This window comes from Streptomyces vastus, assembly GCF_039532825.1.
GTDB classification, from domain to species: Bacteria; Actinomycetota; Actinomycetes; order Streptomycetales; family Streptomycetaceae; genus Streptomyces; species Streptomyces vastus.
The window spans coordinates 52,370-70,280 of sequence record NZ_BAAASJ010000009.1 but is presented as its reverse complement, the minus strand read 5'-3'; the positions used below and the strand labels follow the sequence as shown (position 1 = coordinate 70,280).

The window sequence follows — 17,911 nt, the reverse complement described above, 5'->3', positions numbered from 1 at the left end:
AGAGCCCGTTGCCTAGTAATAGGCACGGCGGGTTCGGAAGGCGGCTCGGGGAAACGGGCTGGCAGTAATGCCAGAACCGCGCCCCGAGCCGACCTTACCGTCCCACGGGCCGCCAGGAGCAGGCTCTGGCCGAGATGCTGTGGGATCACTGCTCCCTCTATAACGGAGCGCTCCAGGAACGCCGGGACGCCTACCGGCACGTGACGAAGACGAGCATCAAGTACGGAGACCAGTCCGCGCAGCTCAAGGACGTACGCGCTTTCGATCCTGAGCGTCAGGGCCGCTGGTCCTTCTCGTCCCAACAGGCCACGCTTCGGCGGCTCGACAAGGCATTCCAAGCCTTCTTCAAACGGGTGAAGGCTGGTCTGACGCCTGGGTACCCCAGGTTCAAGGGCGTCGGCCACTTCGACACGGTGACCTTCCCGAAGGACGGCGACGGCTGCCGCTGGGACTCCACGCCGCACGACCGTCAGACTCGTGTCCGCCTGCAAGGTGTCGGGCACGTCCGCGTGCATCAGCACCGCCCCGTGCACGGCCGGGTGAAGACGATCAGCATCAAGCGGGAAGGCCGACGATGGTACGTCGTCCTCGCCTGCGATGAGGTACCAGCCGAGCCGCTGCCCGCCACAGGGTCGATCGTCGGCATCGACATGGGCACCGTGCACTTCTTCACCGACTCCAACGGCGTGCACGTCGAGAACCCCAAGTTCCTCGACAAGATGACCGACGAGTTGACCGCCGCGCAGCAGCACCTTTCGACGTTCCCCAAGCGCACCCGGCGACGTACCAAGGCGCACCGGGCAGCAGCGCGGAAGGTCGCGAAGCTGCACGCGAAGATCCGGCGGCAGCGGGCCGACTACCACCACAAGCAGGCTCTCGCCCTGGTCCGCGAACACGACGTGATCGGGCACGAGAAGCTGAACACTGCGGGCATGACCAAGGTGCCTGCACCCAAGCCCGACCCCGACAACGACGGCGCGTTCCTGCCGAACGGTGCCGCCGCGAAAGCCGGGCTGAACCGAAGCATCCTCGATGCGGGTTGGGGACAGTTCCTGAGCATCCTGGCGCAGAAGGCTGAGAGTGCCGCTCGTCGAGTGATCCCAGTGGACGCCCGCAACACCTCCCGCACGTGCCCGCCGGAGATAGGCGGATGCGGGCACGTCGCGAAGGGGAACCGCGTCACCCAAGCGAAGTTCGAGTGCGTCAAGTGCGGCCTGGTGGAGAACGCAGACCGCGTGGGCGCGCTGAACGTCCTGCACAGGGCCGGGCTGGTCCTCTGCGACGGTGCTTAGCCACCGATCCAGGAAGCCCGCGACTTCAATCGTGGGTGGAGTCACGTGGATTCCCTTTGCTCTCTCGTGTCTCGGCCCTTGTGTCTCGGCTCGTCGGCTCTTGCGTTCCGCTGTGTTCTGCCGGGAAGGCGGCCCGCGGCCTGCCGGATCAGGCAAGCTGATCCGGCAGGCCGCGGCCCTGGACACCGACTCGGTGCCGTCACTTGCTGTAGACGCCGACTTCGCGGAGGGAGTATCCCCATTCGGTGCCCCGCTCGAGCCCTTGGACGCGCACATAGCGGGCCGGCACGCCGCTGAACCGGGCCGTGTCCAGGCCGCCGTCGCCGGTGGTGGTGGACCATACGGACTGCCAGTTCGTGTCGTCGGTGGAGAGCTGGATGCGGTATGCCTTCCCGTAGGCACGCTCCCAGTCGAGGGTGACGCGCTTGACGAGGCTCGCGGACCCGAGGTCGAGCCGGAGCCACTGGTCGCCGCTCCAGTCGCTCGCCCAGCGGGTGCCCGCCTTGCCGTCCACGGCCCTGGAGGGTGCGTAACTCGTGAACGGGTTCGACTCCGAGGAACTGGCCGAGGCGGTCGAGCCCGAGGCGAGGTTGACCCCGGCCTTGTGGTCCTCGGACGCTCCCCAGGTGCCGAGATAGGACTCGGCGCCCCGCAGGAGGTCGTCCACGACGTCCTGGCCGCCGACCCGCCGGATGTCCTCGATCCAGTCCGGGATCATGCCGGCGTGGGCGGCGCCGTCGGTGTTGTAGTCCCAGGTGCGCTCGCCGGTGGTCTGTTTGGCGATGACGGAGCCGCCGTCGACGCTCTTGAAGGGGTACGTGACCGGATTCGAGGTGTTCGCGCCGCGCGGGGCGGGGTGCTCTCCGATGCCGTTGAAGTCGGTGCCGTAGCCGTAGCCCACGCCGTACTTCTCACGCAGCGCGTCCGTGCGCTTCGCCTCCGCGCTGAACTCCTCGGAACCGTGCATGTACTGGGCGACGAAGCCGCCGAGGGAGTAGACCCGCTCGGTCCAGTTGAGGTCCATCCAGCTGTGCGAGGACAGGACACCCGGGTACTGCTCGGCCTCGAAGATGTCAAGCACCCTGCCGGTGGCCTTGACGCTCATGTGGTCGATCTCGAGCATCATCTTACGTTTCATCATGCCGCGCACGGCGTACTCGCCGAGACCGGTGAGACCGCGGATGTTGCACTGTGCGTCCTCGTCGTACTCGGGAACCTCGGTGCCCGCCGGCAGGTCCTCCTCGGCCTCGGACGACCCCTCGCCGATCGGGTTGTCCTTCTGCGGGCCGGTGCACTTCTCCGTCTGCCAGAAGGTGCCCGTCGACAGGAACTGGCCGACGTTGATGGCCGTACCGAGCCCGTGCTCGTCGAAGCGGACCCCGCACAGCGCGTTGTCGAACTTGTGGCACAGGAACATGCTGCGCACGCCCAGGTCGTACAGCTCGTCGAGGCCCTTGTCGATGTCCTCCTTGTCGCACTGCGCGATGTCGAGGATCTGCTTGCAGCCGAACGGCTCGGAGGTCTCGACGCCCAGGACGACGGCGAGCTTGCCCTGCCGGATGACCTCGCGGGCCTGCGCGCTGTCGGTGACGATCCGGAACCAGCCCTTGCCGGTGCCGCCGTACATCTTGTCGATGTGGTCCTGCATGTCGTACGTCAGCTTCGCCTGGAGCCGGATCGAGGTCATCTCGTCGCAACTGCGGTCCTTGAAGGGGTAGACCGAGCAGATCATGCCGTTGGTGACGAGGTCGTTGACGAGGACCCGCTGACCGCCGCGCCAGGCGCGCTCGATCCAGGCGTAGTAGTTCGCCTGATGGGTCATCGAGTCGTACGCCGGCCAGTCCTTGAACGTCGGCCAGCCGACCGGGTCGTGCTTGCCGTCACCGCCGTGGGTGATGTAGTCGAAGATCGCGAGCGAGCCGTCGGGATAGTGCTCGGGGCAGTCCTTGAGGGCGTCGGCGATCCCTTTCTCGGAGAAAGGCTTGCCGCAGATGAGCCGGCCGCCGAAGGCTTCGTTGGACATCAGGTGGTTGTGCGCGTCGACGAGGCCCCGTACCTCCCCCTGGGAGTCGGTTCCCTTGAAGGGCTCGCCCGTGACATTGATCTGGGAGTCCGGCGCGGGCCGCGCGACCGGGGTCCACCAGTCCGTCTCGGCCGCGGAACTGGACGTGGGGCCGAGCGCCATGGTCATCGCGATGAGGAGCAGCGAGAGAACCGCGATGGGGCTACGCCTGCGGTGTGGCTGTCGAGTCATGGTCATCATTCACGTCTCCGGTCGGCGGATGGCGCCGTCGATGAGCCAGACAGGCGAGCACGGGCATGACGAGGTCACTGCCCTGGTTGTCATGACTCGTACAAGCGGATGTCATGAGAATCGCGACTGTGGTTAACGGAGTCAAGAGTCCGGGACAGATGACCTGATGGCTTGTCGGTCGTCCCGAGCCTCCGGGCGCTGTTGCGTGACCGTCGAAGGATGCTGAACGGGCAGCCCCGGACGGGGCGCGGGGAACTGCGCGACAAGCCACAGCGCGCCCGCACACCCAAGAACCAACCAGGGACCCGTTGGGCGTTGGGCCAAATCGGAGTTTGGGTGTTGCTGTCGCGTATGACCAACGGCTGGGCCGCCAAACGGAGTTCGGCGGCCCCGTACGGGTCGGCGGACGGCCGAACCCGGTGGCACCACCAACGGCAGGCCGGCGGCGACGTCCTCCGAAGGATCCGGCGGTCCGTGCGGGCCGTGACGACCTGGCCCGCCGGGCACCGTTGGCGCAGCTGCTGAGGGTGCGAGCCCTCGTGCCGCCATTTCCGGGCAGACGACGCCTTCCGGCCGGCACTCCCCCAGCCTCCGGCCGGGGGACCCCCAGAGCTCGCACCGGAGGGCACTAGGGGGCTTCTGCTCCCGTCTCCAGGCCCGTGGGCCGGCCGAGCGCGCCCTGGGACGGAAGGCTGGTGGGCCGGGTGCGCAGCACCTCTTCGACGGAGGAGAGGGCGAAGCGGACCGCGCCGGTGATCACGGCCTCGTCGCCCAGGGCGGACAGCCGCCACTGCGGCAGGTCGACGAGGAGGCTGCCGGCTTCCTCCTCGGCGGCGCTCAGGAGGAGTTCCCCCGCCGGAAGCAGGCCGGGGACAGGGAAGAGGCTGGTGCCGAGCACGACCAGCGCCGGGTCGAGCGCCAGCAGCACGGGGGCGATCCCGGCGGCCAGTCTCCGCCCGTACGACGTGATGGCCGCGACTGCTTCGGGATCCCCTGAGGCGGCGCCACGGACGATGTCGGTACCGGTGCGCCGCGCAGGGTCCGCAGGATCCGGGGCAACGGCGTCCGGGACCAGGGGTCCGAGGCCGGGCTGCGAGGAGGGGCTGCCGGGGAAGCGGATGAAGCCGATCTCACCGGCCGCGCCGCGGTGTCCGCGCAGCAGGCGCCCTCCGGTGATGACACCGGCACCGAGGCGTTCACCGAGCAGGACGAAGATCATCTCGTCGGCTGCGCCGCCGACCCCGCGCCACTGCTCGCCGAGCGCGGCCAGGTTGGCGTCGTTCTCCACGGCGACCGGGCAGCCGAGGGTGTCGCGGAGGGCGGTGACGATGTCCGCCTCGGCCCAGCCCTTGAGGTTGTCGGCCTGCCGGATACGGGTGTTGCTCCGGTCCACCAGGCCGGGGGTGCCCACCGTCGCGGCCCACACCCGCCGGGCGACGGCTCCGGAGCGGTCGATCGCGCGCTGCACCACCCCGGTCACGGCGCGGGCACGGGCCCGACCGCCCAAGTCGGCGCGTACCGCCTTGCGTTCGACGGCCACCGGTCGGCCGTCGAGGTCGGCCAGGCAGGCGCTCACCGAGCGGGCCCGTACATCCACGCCGATGACGAAACCCGCGTGCGGGCAGAAGCGGAACCGGCGGGCCGGGCGGCCGGGCGAACGCTGGCCACGGGCGGAGACGGCCGGGGCGACCTCGATGAGGCCGCAGTCCATGAGTTCCTCGACGATCGCCTCAACGGTGGGGCGGGAGAGCTTGGTTGCCTCGGCCAGGGTGGAGAGCCGGGGGTGCGGGTCGGTCGAGCGGACGGCGGCGAGGATGGCCGCGGCGTTCGTGGCACGCAGGTCCCCGACGCCCACCACCGCGGGCAGTTCGCGCCCGGGGGAGTGCGGCTCCGGCAGCCCGCCGAGCGGCCACAGCGCCCGCGGGGCGGCGGCCGTGGACGGGGAGCGGTCCCTGGACGTGGCCAATGATCAACCTCCTGTGGAGCGGCCCGGCGGGGACCGGTGCGGACCGCCCTGACGATAACAATCCAGCCATGAGTCCTTGACGCATGCCAGGCTCGCTCCGATTATAAAACGCAACTGCGTTATCGAACTACTCGAGTTCGCTGATCGAGTTCATTGAGCTGTCGAAACCCCGCCGCTCGCAGGACCCCCCGCGATCCGGCCCCGTCCACGGCGTCTTCCCACCCTCCTCGCGCCGCCTCCGCCGCGCCGCACACCATCGCGGCCTCATGCATCACGTCTCCACCGCCGCTCGGCTCCGCCGTCGGCTCTCCCTGTCCCGTCACGCCCAGGAGACCCCATGAGCCCCAGCCCGTCGTCCCTGTCCAGACGTACGTTCCTCACGGCCACCGGCGCGGTCGGCGCCGCGGCGCTCACCGCGTGCAGCGATCTGACCCCCGGCGCATCGTCGTCGGAGAAGAGCAGTTCCGGCCCCGTCTCCACGGCGATACCGGCCGACGAGAAGATCACGCTGGTGGTCGCCGACGCCGACGACACCACCATGACCCCGGGCCTCATCGCGGCCTTCCGCGAGAAGCACCCCAACATCACCGTCAAGCGCAACTACACCGGCTGGGACGACTACCTCAAGAGCATCAACACCACCATGTCGGCCGACAGCGCCCCCGACATCGCCCAGTTCACCTCCGGCATGCAGAACCTCGTCCCCGGACGGCTGCTGCTCAAGGTCGGCGAGTACGGCAAGGCATACGGCTGGGCGGAGAAGTTCCCCGGCCTGGACCAGATCACCCTCACCCCGGACGGCAAGACCGTCGGCACCGGCGACCTGTACGGGGTGGGTGCGGGCCTGTCGTTCGAAGGCGTCTACTACAACAAGGCCAAGGCGCAGAAGCTGGGCCTGACCGTCCCGCCGGCCACCCTGGACGAACTGGAGGCACTGTTCGCCAAGGCCAAGGCGGCCGGTGAGACCGCACTGGTCGCCGGCAACCTCGACGGCGGCCTCAACCACGCCTTCAACGTGCTGCTCTCGGCCTATCTGACACCGAAGGACCGCGAGGCGTGGGCCTATGGCCACCAGAGCGCCACCATCGTGCTGCCGGAGGCCGAGAAGGCGGCCGAGACGCTCAAGCGGTGGGTGGACAAGGGCTATGTCACCCCCAAGGTCAACGGCGTCAGCGACAACGACGCCACCGCCGCGTTCGCCAAGGGCGAGGGCGTCTTCCGGATCAGCGGCAACTGGGCCGCGGCGGCGGTGGCCGAGGGGCTGGGGGAGGGGGCCGGCTACTTCAACATGCCGCCCGTCACCTCCGGCGGGAAGGTACGCACCACCGGCGCCGGTGTGTACTACTGCGTGTCCAGCAAGTCGAAGAACGCTGCCGCGGTCGCCGCGTTCCTCGACTTCACCGCCGGCGCGGAGGCCGCCGCCATCACCGCCAAGGCGGGCTTCATGGCTCCCGACGCGGGCGCCATGCCGAGCCAGAGCGGGCTGCTGGGCGATGTCCAGCAGGGCTGGCAGACAGTCGTCAAGGACGCCGGCCTGCAGCCGTTCATCCAGAACTCCTCCAGCCCGACGATGGGCGACACCCTCACCACCCAGCTGCAGTTGCTCGCCGGAGGCAAGGCCACCGCCGGGAAGTTCCTGGCCGGTCTCCAGACGGACTTCGAGAACTACCACAAATGACCACTGCCGACCGACTGACCGGCCCCGCCCCTGCTCCCGGAGCCCAGAGCCGGGTGGAGCGCGGGGCGGGCGGCACCGCGCGCAAGCACCCCCGCCCGGCGCGGTCCGGCCGCCGCCGACGCCGGGCCGTGGCGTTGCTGTACCTGCTGCCGGCTCTGCTGCCCTACACGCTCTTCGCCGTACTGCCGCTGCTGCACACCGCTTATCTCTCACTGTTCGACTGGGACGGGGTGACCCTCCCGTCCTTCGTCGGCCTCGACAACTACGGCCGTATCGTCACCGACCCGCAACTGCGCGCCGCCGCCTGGCATGCCGGTGCGCTGATCCTGTTCTTCTCCGTCCTGCCCATCTGCCTGGGGCTGGTCTCGGCGGCGATCGTGTCCCGGCGTGCCGGGCGCCGGGGCACCACCCTGGTCCGCACGGTGCTGTTCCTGCCTCAAGTCATCCCGCTGGTCGCGGTCGGCATCCTCTGGCGCTGGGTGTACGCCGAGGACGGCACCCTCAACCAGGCGCTGAGGGCGATCGGCCTGGGCGGCCTCACCGACGCCTGGCTGGGCAGCTTCACCTGGGCCCTGCCGGCCGTCGGACTGATCGGCAGCTGGGTCGTCTCGGGCCTGTGCATGGTGCTGTTCCTGTCCGGGACCCAGCGCATCGACCCCGAGATCTACGAGGCGGCGCGGATGGACGGGGCGGGCCCGGTACGCGAGTTCACGGCGATCACCGTCCCGCTGCTGCGGCCGGAGTTCGCGGTGGCGCTGTCCATCACCGTGATCGCCGCCCTGTCCAGCTTCGACCTCATCTACATCACCACCGGAGGGGGCCCGGGCAACAGCACCGTCGTCCCCGGAATCCTCATCTACCGCCTGGCCTTCGGGGGCGGCGCCGTCGGTGTGGCCAGCGCGCTGGCGATCGTACTGACGGTGGTCATCTCGATCGCTGTCCTGGTGATCAACCGGCTGTCCAGGGAGGCACCGTGACCTCCCCGACCTTGACGACCAGAGCGGTCACCGGGCGGCTTGCGGCACCCGTCGTGCTCGCGCTGTTCATGGCCGCCGTGCTCATACCGTTCGCCTCCCTGCTGCTGGCAGCACTCCAGCCGGCAGGCGCACCGCTGACCGGCTTCGCCCTGCCGGACGGCCTGCACTTCGAGAACTTCTCACGCGCATGGTCCGCAGCCGGCTTCGGCACACTGCTGCGGTCGAGCGTGGTCATCGCGCTGTGCGTGGTGCCGGCCGCGGTGGTGTGCGCGACCCTCGCCGGGTACGCGCTCGCGACCCTGGACGTCCCCGGCCGGGGAAGGCTCTACGCGTATCTGCTGCTCGGCCTGTCCATCCCCGCCGAGGGCACCATCATCCCGCTCTACTACGACCTGCGCGCCATCGGCCTGACCAACACCGTGCCGGGGCTGGCACTTGCGGAGATCGCCGCGTTCATGCCGTTCGGGGTCTTCTGGATGCGCGCCCACTTCTCGACCATGCCGCGCAGCCTGATGGAAGCCGCACGACTGGACGGCGCCTCGTCCTGGGTGACGCTCTGGCGGATCCTGCTGCCCAACTCCCGCCCGGCGGTGACCACGTTGGGCGTTCTGTACTTCGTCTGGAGCTGGAACCAGTTCCTGCTCCCGCTCATCCTGATCCAGGACCCGGCCCGCCGTACGGCACCCGCCGGACTGGGTTTCTTCACCGGGCAGTTCGGCGTCGACGTGCCGCTGCTCGCCGCGGCCACCCTGATCGTGATCGCCCCGGTGGTGCTCGTCTACCTGTTCTTCCAGCGGCACTTCATCAGTGGCGTACTCAGCGGCGCCCTCAAGGGCTGACCACACAAGCCCTGAACCCACAGGAGGTCGGAGAATTTCATGGCAGAACTCGAAGTCGCGCTGATCGGTGCGGGTGGCATCGCCCGCACGCATCTGCCCGCGTGGGTCGCTCTCGGCGCGCGGGTACGCCTGTACGCACCCGACGGCCGCGCCCCCGAACTGGCCCGTGAGTTCGGCGCGACGTCCGTGGGCTCCCTGCGTGAGGCGATCGCCGGGTCCGCCGTGGTGGATGTGTGCACCCCGACCGACACCCACCGGGAGATCACGCTGGCCGCGGTCGCGGCCGGGGCCCATGTCCTGTGTGAGAAGCCGCTGGCGCTCAGCGCGGACGAGGCGGGGGAGATGGCCGACGCGGCACAAGAGGCCGGAGTGAGGCTGTACCCGGGACATGTCGTGCGCTTCTTCCCCGCCTACGCCCGGCTTCGCGACCTGGTCGCCGGGGGCGGCCTGGGCCGGGTGGCGGTCGCCCGGTTCACCCGTACCGGCCGCTACCCCACCTGGAGCGGCTGGTTCGCCGACCCGGTACGTTCCGGCGGGATTCTGACGGACCAGATGATCCACGACTTCGACATCGCCCGTTGGCTCTTCGGTGAGGTCGTACGGGTCCACGCCCGGCACCAGGGGCATCTCACCGCCCCGGCCCCGGAAGGGGCGGTCGCCACCGGTACCGCCGTACTCACTCACGCGGGAGGCGCCATCACGCAGGTCGTAGGGGTGTGGGGGCCGCCGGCAACGCCGTTCCGCACCACGTTCCATGTGTCGGGCACCGGCGGTACCGTCCAGCACGACTCCCAGGCGCACCTCGACCTGAGGATCACCGGTGCCGTGTCCGGCAGCCCGGCGGACGGCATACCCGGCGGAGACTTCGGGGAGTCGCCGTACTGCACCCAGATCCGCGAGTTCGCCGAGGCGTTCGCGGGCGGTCCGGAACCACGGGTGAGCGGCCAGGACGGCGTGGCGGCCGTCCGCATCGCCGAGGCCGCGGCTCAGTCCGCGCGTACCGGACGGACCGTTGAACTCGCCCCGCTCACCCCGCAGCCAACCACCGTACCCACAGGGGGAATTGACCAGTGAGAGTCGCCGTACTGTCCTTCGCCCATGTGCACGCCGCGACCTACATCGGGCTGCTGCGCGAGCGCGACGGCATCGAACTGATCACCGCGGACCCCGACGCCCCGCCGGGCGACCCCACCCGGGGTCGTCAACTCGCCCAAAGCCTGGGTGCCGCCTACGCCGACACCTGGGACGAGGTGTTCGCCCTGCGCCCCGACGCCGTGGTGGTCACCAGCGAGAACGCCCGGCACCGGCACCTGGTCGAGCGGGCCGCCGCGACCGGGGCACATGTGCTCTGCGAGAAGCCCCTCGCGACGACCGAGGCGGACGCACGAGTCATGATCGACGCTTGTGAGCGCGCCGGGGTCGGGCTGATGACCGCCTATCCCGTACGGTTCAGCCCCGCCTTCACCGCCCTGCGCCGCGCGCTGGCCGACGGCTCGCTCGGCGGGCTGATCAGCGTCCACGGAGCCAACAACGGCTCGAACCCGGCCCGTTCGCATCCCTGGTTCGCCGACCCGGAACTGGCCGGCGGCGGAGCGCTGGCCGACCACACCGTCCACATCGCCGACCTCGTGGACGCGCTGCTGGACGGCGAGCAGGCGGCGGAGGTGTACGCCCAGGCCAACAGCATCCTCGCCGACGACGGCCCCGCTCCGGATGTCGAGACCGCGGCTCTTGTCACCGTCCGGTACCCCAGCGGTTTGGTCGCCGCCGTGGACGCCAGCTGGAGCCATCCGCCGGACCACCCGACGTGGGGCGGGCTCGCCATGACCTGCGTCGGCGAGAAGGCGATCGTGGAGTTCGACGCCTTCCCCCCACTGCTCGGCGGGTTCGACTCCGCCACCGGCCGCGACCGCTGGGAAGCGGGCGGGACCGACCTGGACGCCGCCATGCTCGAGGAGTTCCTCGACACCGTACGCACCGGACGGCGGCCGTCTCCCGACGGCGAGACGGGCCTGCGCACCCTCCGGATCGTGCTGGCCGCCTACGAGTCGCTGCGCACCGGACAACCGGTCGCACTGCCGGATGCCCTTGGCACGACCGGCGGCTGAACTCCCAGCAGGTCGCCGTCTTCGTCAGGCCTGGGCGGCCCGGCCCGGCCCCCGGTGCCGGCGGTGACGCCGCGTTCCCGCAGAGCCGCTTTGCGGACGGCCGCGTCGTCCACGGGAGTTGCCCCCGTGCCGTCGATGAGCCGGGCGTTGCGGACGCCACGGTGCACGCCCGGGACCTCAACGAACTCGCCCGCCTCACCACGTACTTGTTCCAGACGACACCGGGGGTACGGGCCACCCGTACCCATGTGTCGACGGGCGTGCCCACCGAGGGCAGCCGTTGGAGGCTGCGCAGCCTGGACTCGCTCCAGTGCGCCAGGATCGAGGCGGCCCTGCCCGCGCCACCCGCCGCGGTCGAGCCCACAGGATGGGACGGCCTCGACGTGCGGCTCATGGAACTGCTGGGCACCGACGGCCGGATGTCACTGCGCGAGCTGGCGGCGGCGACCGAAGCGGGCCTGACAACGGTCCGCCGCAGACTCCACTCGCTGCTCGCCGCACGGGTGAGCCTGCGCTGCGACCTGGCCCGCCCCCGGTCCGGCTGGCCGCTGTCCGCGGTGTACTTCGCATCCGTACCCGGCCAGTACCTGGCGGATACCGTCCGGGTGTTGCCCGGTGTGCGAGAGGTCCGGTCGTGCGCGATCACGGCGGGACCCCACAACCCCGTCATCGACGTCTGGCTGCGGGAGCTGGCCGACGTGCACACCTTCGAGGCACACCTCTCCCGCCGGCTGCCACGCCTGACCATCGGCGACCGGTCCGTGGTCCTGCGCACGGTCAAGCACATGGGCCGGCTGCTGGACCACGACGGCCGCTGCGTGGGCGTCGTACCGCTGCGGAACCCGCACGGCCCTGAGCCGTCCGCCTCAAGCCCTGACCTCTCCGTGGGATAGCGGGAGCCCGTACACGCGGCAGGCGTTGTCGCGCCCCATCCACCCGCTGATCCGGAGCGCGTCGGGCCTGCTCAGTTCGTCGGCGTCCACCCGGTCCTGGAGCAACTCCGCCAGGCCGTGCCGGAAGGCGAGGGCGCCGAGATGGTAGAACTCCGCGACTCCGTAGGCGTCGGAGCTGTAGAGCAGTTTCCGGAACGGGGTGATCTCCAGCGCCTCCTCCAGGATCGCCCGGGCCCGTGCGGGGCCGACGTAGTGCAGCGTGAGGCCGACGTCGAGGTACACCTGCTCGAAGACCGTCGCCAGGTAGGCGGCCTGGCGCTGATAGGGCCAGCAGTGCAGGAGCAGCACCGGAATGGTGCCCGAGGTCAGGTGCAGCCAGTCGGTCAGCAGGGTCGGGTCCACCCGGTGCATCCGGATGTCGCTGTCCCCGAAGCCGGTGTGCAGCTGGAGCGGCAGCCCGAGGTCAACGGCGGTCCACAGCAAGTGCCGTACGAGCACCGGGTCGTCAAGGCGGCCGCTGCGGGCGAGCCACCGCCGGGCCGCTTCGGTGACCTCCGGGTCCGGGGGACGAACCGGGTCCAGGTCGAAGCCGGTGCGGTAGGCGGCCACCGACTTCACCGCGACGACGCCCGGCCGTCGTACGGCATCCCACGCCGCCGCCCGGAACACGTCCGCGTACGCGTCCGGCTCGACCCCCTCGGCCGCCACTGCCTCGGCGACGCTCTCCAGCCGTACGACCTCGTACGCGGCCCCGCCCACGACCTCGGCCAGCTCCCGCGGCGTGGTGAGGCGATCCGGGGCGAACCCGGTATCCACGCAGAAGACGTCCGTGCCCGCGGCGGCGAGAAAGCGCCGGTCGACCTCGTACCGGCCCAGTTCGGCCCGCCGCGCGAGGTACTCCTCGGGCGGCGCATGGCGCGGAAGGTCCAGCAGGGGAGCGCAGTGGCGGCGGACGGCCACGCCCACCGGGCTGTCGAACGGCGAGATCCCGGGCCAGGCCCCGCCCTCGGTGATCAGCGACTCGAAGCCCTCGCGGTCCGGGTCGGCGGTGACGACACCATGACAGTGGTGGTCCACCAACCGCAGCGCGGCGAGCGACTGTTGGACCGGTCCGGCGCTCATCTCAGTACTTCCAGCGGTACGCCGCCGCCACCTGACCGTCGTCCAGTCCGGCCACGGCCGCGATCTCGCCGAGGCGCACGGCGATCACGGCGTCGGCCAGGACCGGTCCCAGCGCGGCGCGGAGCAGCTCGTCCTTGCGGAACTCCTCGACGGCCTCGTCCAGCGACGTCGGCAGGCGGCGTACGCCCCGGCCCGCCGCTTCCTCGGCGGTGAACCGCGCCGGATCTCCGGTGATCTCGTCGGGCAGGGCCGCGGACGACTCCAGGCCGTCGAGTCCGGCGGCGACGAGGCAGCCGAGCGCGATATACGGGTTGGCGGCGAGGTCGACGGGCTTCACCTCCAGGTTCGCCGCCTGGTCGCGACGGCCCGCCGTGCCGGTGATGACGCGCACCGCGGATTCGCGGGTCTCACGGCCCCAGGCGGTGAACACCCCGGCCCACTGCGAGGGTTTGAGCCGCAGATAGCTGGCCGGGCTCGGCGCCATCACGCCCGTCAGCGCCGGCAGGTGCGCGAGCAGGCCGGCGGCGAACGACTCCGCCTCGGCCGTCATGCCGTACCGGCCCTCGCCGCCGGAGTGAAGGTTCCTTCCCTCGCGCCAGGCGGAGAGATGGACATGGCCGCCGTTGCCGACGCCCTCGGCGAAGACGGCCGGGGCGAACGAGACCCTGAGGCCGTGCCGCTGTGACACCGCCCGGATGGTCTGCCGTACCAGCACGCTGCGGTCGGCCGCGGCCACCGGGTCGAGCGCGCCCACCGAGATCTCGAACTGACCGGCCGCGTACTCGGGATGGAGCTGGTCGACATCCACGCCCTGGGCGGCCAACGCGGCCATCAACTCGGCGGTGCAGTCGCTCAGTTCGACTTGCCGGGTGGCGCCGTAGGCCGGGCCCGACACCGCGGGCACGAAGTCCTCGCCGGGGGCCGATCCCTGTCCGACCGCCCACTCGATCTCGATGCCCGCCTTGAACGAGATCCCGTGCCGCTCGGCGGCGTCGGCGACGATCCGGCGCAGAAGAGTGCGCCCGCACCCCGGGTGCCGCTTGCCCTCCTGGGTGACCCGGTCCACCGGGGCCCATGCCCAGCCGGGCTGCCGGGACAGGACGACCAGGTGATCGAGGTCGGGGTAGAGGCGAAGATCGCCGTCCGGTGAGCCGAGTACGTCGGTGGAGACGACGGAGTCGTTCGCCAGGAACGTGTCGAACACCGGCGACATTCCGACACCCCACGCGGCGGCCGAGGCGAGCTTGGCCGTCGGGATCGTCTTCACCCGGCCGATGCCCGCGGTGTCGACGTAGGCCAGGACGATGCCGTGCACACCCCGCCCGGTCAGCTCCGCGCTCAGGGCGGTGGCCCGCTCGACATCGCCCGGGCGCCCGCCCGGCACGGGATCGGCAAGGGTGGTCATACGTCCTCCTCGGCGAGGTTGATCCGATCCTCACGTAGTTGCCGCACCCGGACAACTCCCCCTGGTCGGCCTGAGGTATGGTCCCCACCGGTCAGTAACAAAACCGAACGGTTGCCTGCCGTTACGGGGAGTGTCGGAGGGCCGCAACACGATGGAATCCCAGCTTGGCGACGGCGCATCCGTGGAACTGGACGACACGCGGCTCGAGGCGCTGAACCCGCAGCCGCTGCTGACCCGGGACTACGAGACGCGCCCCGCGCTCGTCTACGAACGGCTGCGGCAGCAGCACGGCCCCGTCGCGCCCGTCGATCTGCTCGGTGTGCCCGCCTGGCTGGTGCTGGGATATCGCGAGTCCCTCCAGGTGCTCCAGGACGACGACGGATGGCCGAAGGGCCTGGAGAACTGGCGTGCCCGCTCCGAGGGCAGAGTTCCCGCCGACTGGCCGCTCGGTCCCTCCCTCGAGGTCAACCACGTACTGATCCAGGGCGGTTCGGGATACCGGACGCTGCGGACCGCGTGGGACGCGGCGCTCAAGCCGTTCCAGGACCCGCGCCACCCGCAGGCCAAGCGCCTCAGGACGGCCGTCACCGCGTACGCCGACGAACTGATCACCCTCATCGCCCAGGGCGGCAGCACCGGTGTGGCGGACCTGTCCGCGCAGTTCTCACGACCGCTGCCGCTGATGGTGGCCAGCCATCTGCTGGGCTTCCCCGGCTCGCAGGGCGACGACGCGCTGATGGACATGTGGCGGGTACTGGACGCGGGCCCGGACGCCGAACCCGCGCTGGAGCGGCTGCTGGAGACGCTGGCCGAACTCGCGGCGGCGAAGCTGAAGGAGCCGGGGGACGACTTCCCCTCGTACCTGCTGGCCGCGCACCCGGATCTCTCGCTCGACGAACTGGCCCGCGAGCTGTTCATGCTGCTCGGCATGACATCCGACCACGTCGGCATCCTCGTCTCCAACACCGTGGTCGAAGTCGTCGCGGGCGAGGGCGGAGTACGGGCCAGCCTGTCCGCCGGAATGGTCAGGGAGGCCATGAACCGGGCGGTCATGCGCAAGCCGCCGCTGGTCAACTTCGTGCCGCGGTTCGCCGCCAGGGACACTCCGCTCGGCAACTACAAGATCCGCGCGGGCGACCCGGTGTGGGTCTCCTCGGCTGCCGCACACGCCGACCCGCTCTTCGCCGGGCATGTGGCGGGGAGCACCACGATCAGCACCCGGGCCCACCTCTCGTGGGGCGCGGGCCGCCGCCAGTGCCCGGCCCGGGAACTGGCCTCGACCGTGGCGGCGGTGGGCGTGAGCCGCCTCTTCGAACGGTTCTCCGACCTGGCCCTCGCCCTCCCCGCCGACCAACTCCCTTGGCGTTCCTCCCCGTTCATGCGCGGTCTGCGCTCCCTGCCCGTACGGTACGAACTCGCCTCACCGGCCGAGCAGCCGGCGCCCGCCGCTCCTGAACCGGAGGCAGCCGGACCGGTGGTGCCGGACCCGTCCGCCCGGCAGCGCTCATCGCTCTGGCGGTACCTGACGGGGCTGATCCGCGCGGGCCGTTGATCTCCCGAGCCGGACCACGCCGTGTGCTGCGCATGAGGAGAAGGTCAAGAACGATCTGGAGATCGCCCATCGGACGCTGTGACCACTGATCGTGGCGTGAGGGCGACGCACGCCCGCTCCTCGGCCTCGGCTCGGTCGGCTCGCCGATGAGATCGATGAGGGGCCCGCCAATCGCGCAGCGCAGCTGATGGCGGGCCCCGTGCTCAGGCGCGTGCTTCGCTGGCCGAAGGTGTCACCTCCCCGGTTTCGCGTACGTCGGGCTCGGGTGCCGGGGTCGCTGGAGCGAACATCAGCCGCAGTCCGAGAGTGGCCGCCAGCGGACCGAGGGCACACATCGCGGCGGCGCTGACGAAGGAGGCGCCCAGATTGCCTCCGTCATAGCCGAATCCGCCGAAGTACGTGGCGAAGGTCGACGCGAAGCCGAAGAACATCGCCGGAATGAGAGCGAACGGCTTCAGCCGGCCGGTCGCCAGCAGGGTGCCGTTGACGAAGAAGATCACCACGCCCAGTGCCAGGGTCTGGGCAAACGCCCCGGTGCCGAACATCGTGCCCGTCTCCCGGTTGAGCAGGACGGCCACCACCGCGAACCCCGCCCCCGTCGTGGTGGCGGTGATCATGGAGAGGGCGTTGGCGACGCTCGGCCCGCCCTGCATGAACGTTCCGGCCCAGGTGATGAAGATCGCCCAGGTCGGCATGTTGAGCGGGCTCATCAGGAGGAAGACGGTGGCGAAGGCGACGATCGAGGCGCTGACCTCGTGCGGCAGTGTGATGCGTCGGATGTTCATGGCTACGCCAATCCGCCCGGCTTGGCCAGCAGTTCCTTGATGCCCGTGTCGATGAACTCGGTGTCCTTGGGGCTGCTGCCGCCGCCGGCGAAGTGGCCCCAGATGCCGGGGATCACGCGGAGTTCGGCGCCCGGGATGTGGCTGACGGCCCAGGCCTCGTCCTCCGGCGGGAAGTAGAGGTCCTTTTCGGCGGGCATGTCGAGGGTGGTCGCCTTGATGGAGGCCAGCGCCGCCTCGGTGTTCCCGTCAAAGCCGGGGGTGAGCCCGACGTCGCCGTTCTGCCAGGTCCAGAGCATGGTGAGCAGGTTGTTCGGATCGCGGCCGTCGAGGAAGAAGCCCTCCCAGAAGCCGACGAGGAAGTCCTCCAAGGAGGTGTAGCCGAGCTTCTCGTACTCCTTCTCCCAGTAGAACGCCTGCGAGAAGCCCCATCCCGCGTACACCCGGGCGAGCGCGCGCAGTCCGGTGGTCGGCCACTTCTCGTCGTACCAGCCGCCGTTGAAGACCGCGTCGGCGGTCAGCGCGGCCTTGACGCCCTCCAGGAACACCTTGTTGTGGGCGCTGGTGCGCGGAGAGCCGCAGAAGGGGGCGATCCGCTCGACCATCTCCGGGTGGCTGACGGCCCACTGGAAGGTCTGCCCGGCGCCCATCGACCAGCCGGTCACGAGCTGGATCTTCTCGATGCCGAACTCCTCGGTGACCAGCTTGTGCTGGGCCTCGATCTGGTCGTACACCGTGATGTCCGGGAAGCGGGCGCGGTCGTACGGCGGCGGTGTGTTGCTCGGCGAGGTGGACAGTCCGTTCCCGAGCATGTTCGGGACGATGATGAAGTACTGCTCCGGGTCCAGGGCCATGCCGGGGCCGATGAGCCACTCGTTGTCCCAGTGGCGGCCGGAGTACCAGGTGGGGTAGACGATCACGTTGGACTTGTCCGCGTTGAGTTCGCCGTACGTGGTGTAGGCGAGGTGCGCGCCGCGCAGTGTGGCGCCGCTCTGGGTGGTGAAGTCGCCCAGCTGGAAGGTGAGATGGTCGCTCATGGGGCT

13 protein-coding genes and 1 pseudogene are annotated in these 17,911 nt (G+C 70.3%); 8 read left to right on the top strand and 6 right to left on the bottom strand.

Annotated elements, in window-relative coordinates; all coding sequences use genetic code 11:
- Window positions 1-98: 98 nt before the first annotated feature.
- A pseudogene (locus ABD357_RS04155) lies at window positions 99-1,292 on the top strand (RNA-guided endonuclease InsQ/TnpB family protein); the annotation flags it as partial.
- A 199-nt stretch (window positions 1,293-1,491) separates the two neighbouring features.
- Here ABD357_RS04155 and ABD357_RS04150 read toward each other — a convergent pair.
- Together ABD357_RS04150 and ABD357_RS04145 are read right to left on the bottom strand one after the other, a co-directional pair.
- Entirely contained in the window at window positions 1,492-3,546 is a 2,055-nt protein-coding gene (locus ABD357_RS04150) for a galactose-binding domain-containing protein (protein WP_425584737.1), read from the bottom strand.
- Window positions 3,547-4,174: 628 nt separating this feature from the next.
- Window positions 4,175-5,512, bottom strand: a complete 1,338-nt coding sequence (locus tag ABD357_RS04145) for an ROK family transcriptional regulator (RefSeq protein ID WP_344387538.1) — start codon at window positions 5,510-5,512, stop codon at window positions 4,175-4,177.
- A 337-nt stretch (window positions 5,513-5,849) separates the two neighbouring features.
- Between ABD357_RS04145 and ABD357_RS04140 the strand changes: the two genes are divergently transcribed.
- The 6 genes from ABD357_RS04140 (at window position 5,850) to ABD357_RS04115 (ending at window position 12,007) form a co-directional block, all read left to right on the top strand.
- Complete coding sequence (locus ABD357_RS04140) at window positions 5,850-7,190, top strand: ABC transporter substrate-binding protein (protein WP_344387536.1); 1,341 nt, start codon at window positions 5,850-5,852, stop codon at window positions 7,188-7,190.
- Window positions 7,187-8,167, top strand: a complete 981-nt coding sequence (locus ABD357_RS04135) for a carbohydrate ABC transporter permease (protein ID WP_344387534.1) — start codon at window positions 7,187-7,189, stop codon at window positions 8,165-8,167. Before ABD357_RS04140 ends, ABD357_RS04135 begins: the two co-directional genes overlap by 4 nt.
- Window positions 8,164-9,006 (top strand): carbohydrate ABC transporter permease, encoded by an 843-nt coding sequence (locus ABD357_RS04130; RefSeq protein WP_344387533.1) that lies wholly within the window; start codon window positions 8,164-8,166, stop codon window positions 9,004-9,006. Before ABD357_RS04135 ends, ABD357_RS04130 begins: the two co-directional genes overlap by 4 nt.
- Window positions 9,007-9,045: 39 nt before the next feature.
- A complete protein-coding gene (locus tag ABD357_RS04125; RefSeq protein WP_344387532.1) occupies window positions 9,046-10,080 on the top strand; it encodes a Gfo/Idh/MocA family protein in 1,035 nt (344 codons plus the stop codon).
- Complete coding sequence (locus ABD357_RS04120) at window positions 10,077-11,114, top strand: Gfo/Idh/MocA family protein (protein WP_344387531.1); 1,038 nt, start codon at window positions 10,077-10,079, stop codon at window positions 11,112-11,114. The genes ABD357_RS04125 and ABD357_RS04120 overlap by 4 nt, the downstream gene beginning before the upstream one ends.
- Window positions 11,115-11,275: 161 nt before the next feature.
- Entirely contained in the window at window positions 11,276-12,007 is a 732-nt protein-coding gene (locus ABD357_RS04115; protein ID WP_344387530.1) for an Lrp/AsnC family transcriptional regulator, read from the top strand.
- On the opposite strand, the gene ABD357_RS04110 is transcribed toward ABD357_RS04115, so the two are convergent.
- Window positions 11,981-13,129 (bottom strand): amidohydrolase family protein, encoded by a 1,149-nt coding sequence (locus ABD357_RS04110; protein ID WP_344387529.1) that lies wholly within the window; start codon window positions 13,127-13,129, stop codon window positions 11,981-11,983. The genes ABD357_RS04115 and ABD357_RS04110 overlap by 27 nt on opposite strands.
- 1 nt (window position 13,130) lies before the next feature.
- Window positions 13,131-14,534: a glutamine synthetase family protein gene (locus ABD357_RS04105; protein ID WP_344387528.1), complete on the bottom strand. Its 1,404-nt coding sequence runs from the start codon at window positions 14,532-14,534 to the stop codon at window positions 13,131-13,133.
- Window positions 14,535-14,685: 151 nt separating this feature from the next.
- On the opposite strand from ABD357_RS04105, the gene ABD357_RS04100 reads away from it, so the two are divergent.
- Window positions 14,686-16,086 (top strand): cytochrome P450 family protein, encoded by a 1,401-nt coding sequence (locus ABD357_RS04100; protein ID WP_344387527.1) that lies wholly within the window; start codon window positions 14,686-14,688, stop codon window positions 16,084-16,086.
- A 203-nt stretch (window positions 16,087-16,289) separates the two neighbouring features.
- Here ABD357_RS04100 and ABD357_RS04095 read toward each other — a convergent pair whose 3' ends face one another.
- The gene (locus ABD357_RS04095; protein WP_344387526.1) at window positions 16,290-16,871 is read right to left on the bottom strand and encodes a DUF1097 domain-containing protein; all 582 of its coding nucleotides are present in this window, start codon (window positions 16,869-16,871) and stop codon (window positions 16,290-16,292) included.
- Window positions 16,872-16,873: 2 nt separating this feature from the next.
- Window positions 16,874-17,905: an alpha/beta fold hydrolase gene (locus ABD357_RS04090; protein WP_344387525.1), complete on the bottom strand. Its 1,032-nt coding sequence runs from the start codon at window positions 17,903-17,905 to the stop codon at window positions 16,874-16,876.
- Window positions 17,906-17,911 lie beyond the last annotated feature (6 nt).

Coding starts and splice junctions, on each gene's coding strand:
- ABD357_RS04090 (WP_344387525.1), bottom strand. CDS start 17,905: ATGAGCGACCATCTCACCTTCCAGCTGGGCGACTTCACCACCCAGAGC.
- ABD357_RS04105 (WP_344387528.1), bottom strand. CDS start 14,534: ATGACCACCCTTGCCGATCCCGTGCCGGGCGGGCGCCCGGGCGATGTC.
- ABD357_RS04125 (WP_344387532.1), top strand. CDS start 9,046: ATGGCAGAACTCGAAGTCGCGCTGATCGGTGCGGGTGGCATCGCCCGC.
- ABD357_RS04100 (WP_344387527.1), top strand. CDS start 14,686: ATGGAATCCCAGCTTGGCGACGGCGCATCCGTGGAACTGGACGACACG.
- ABD357_RS04110 (WP_344387529.1), bottom strand. CDS start 13,129: ATGAGCGCCGGACCGGTCCAACAGTCGCTCGCCGCGCTGCGGTTGGTG.
- ABD357_RS04135 (WP_344387534.1), top strand. CDS start 7,187: ATGACCACTGCCGACCGACTGACCGGCCCCGCCCCTGCTCCCGGAGCC.
- ABD357_RS04140 (WP_344387536.1), top strand. CDS start 5,850: ATGAGCCCCAGCCCGTCGTCCCTGTCCAGACGTACGTTCCTCACGGCC.
- ABD357_RS04150 (WP_425584737.1), bottom strand. CDS start 3,546: ATGACTCGACAGCCACACCGCAGGCGTAGCCCCATCGCGGTTCTCTCG.
- ABD357_RS04095 (WP_344387526.1), bottom strand. CDS start 16,871: ATGAACATCCGACGCATCACACTGCCGCACGAGGTCAGCGCCTCGATC.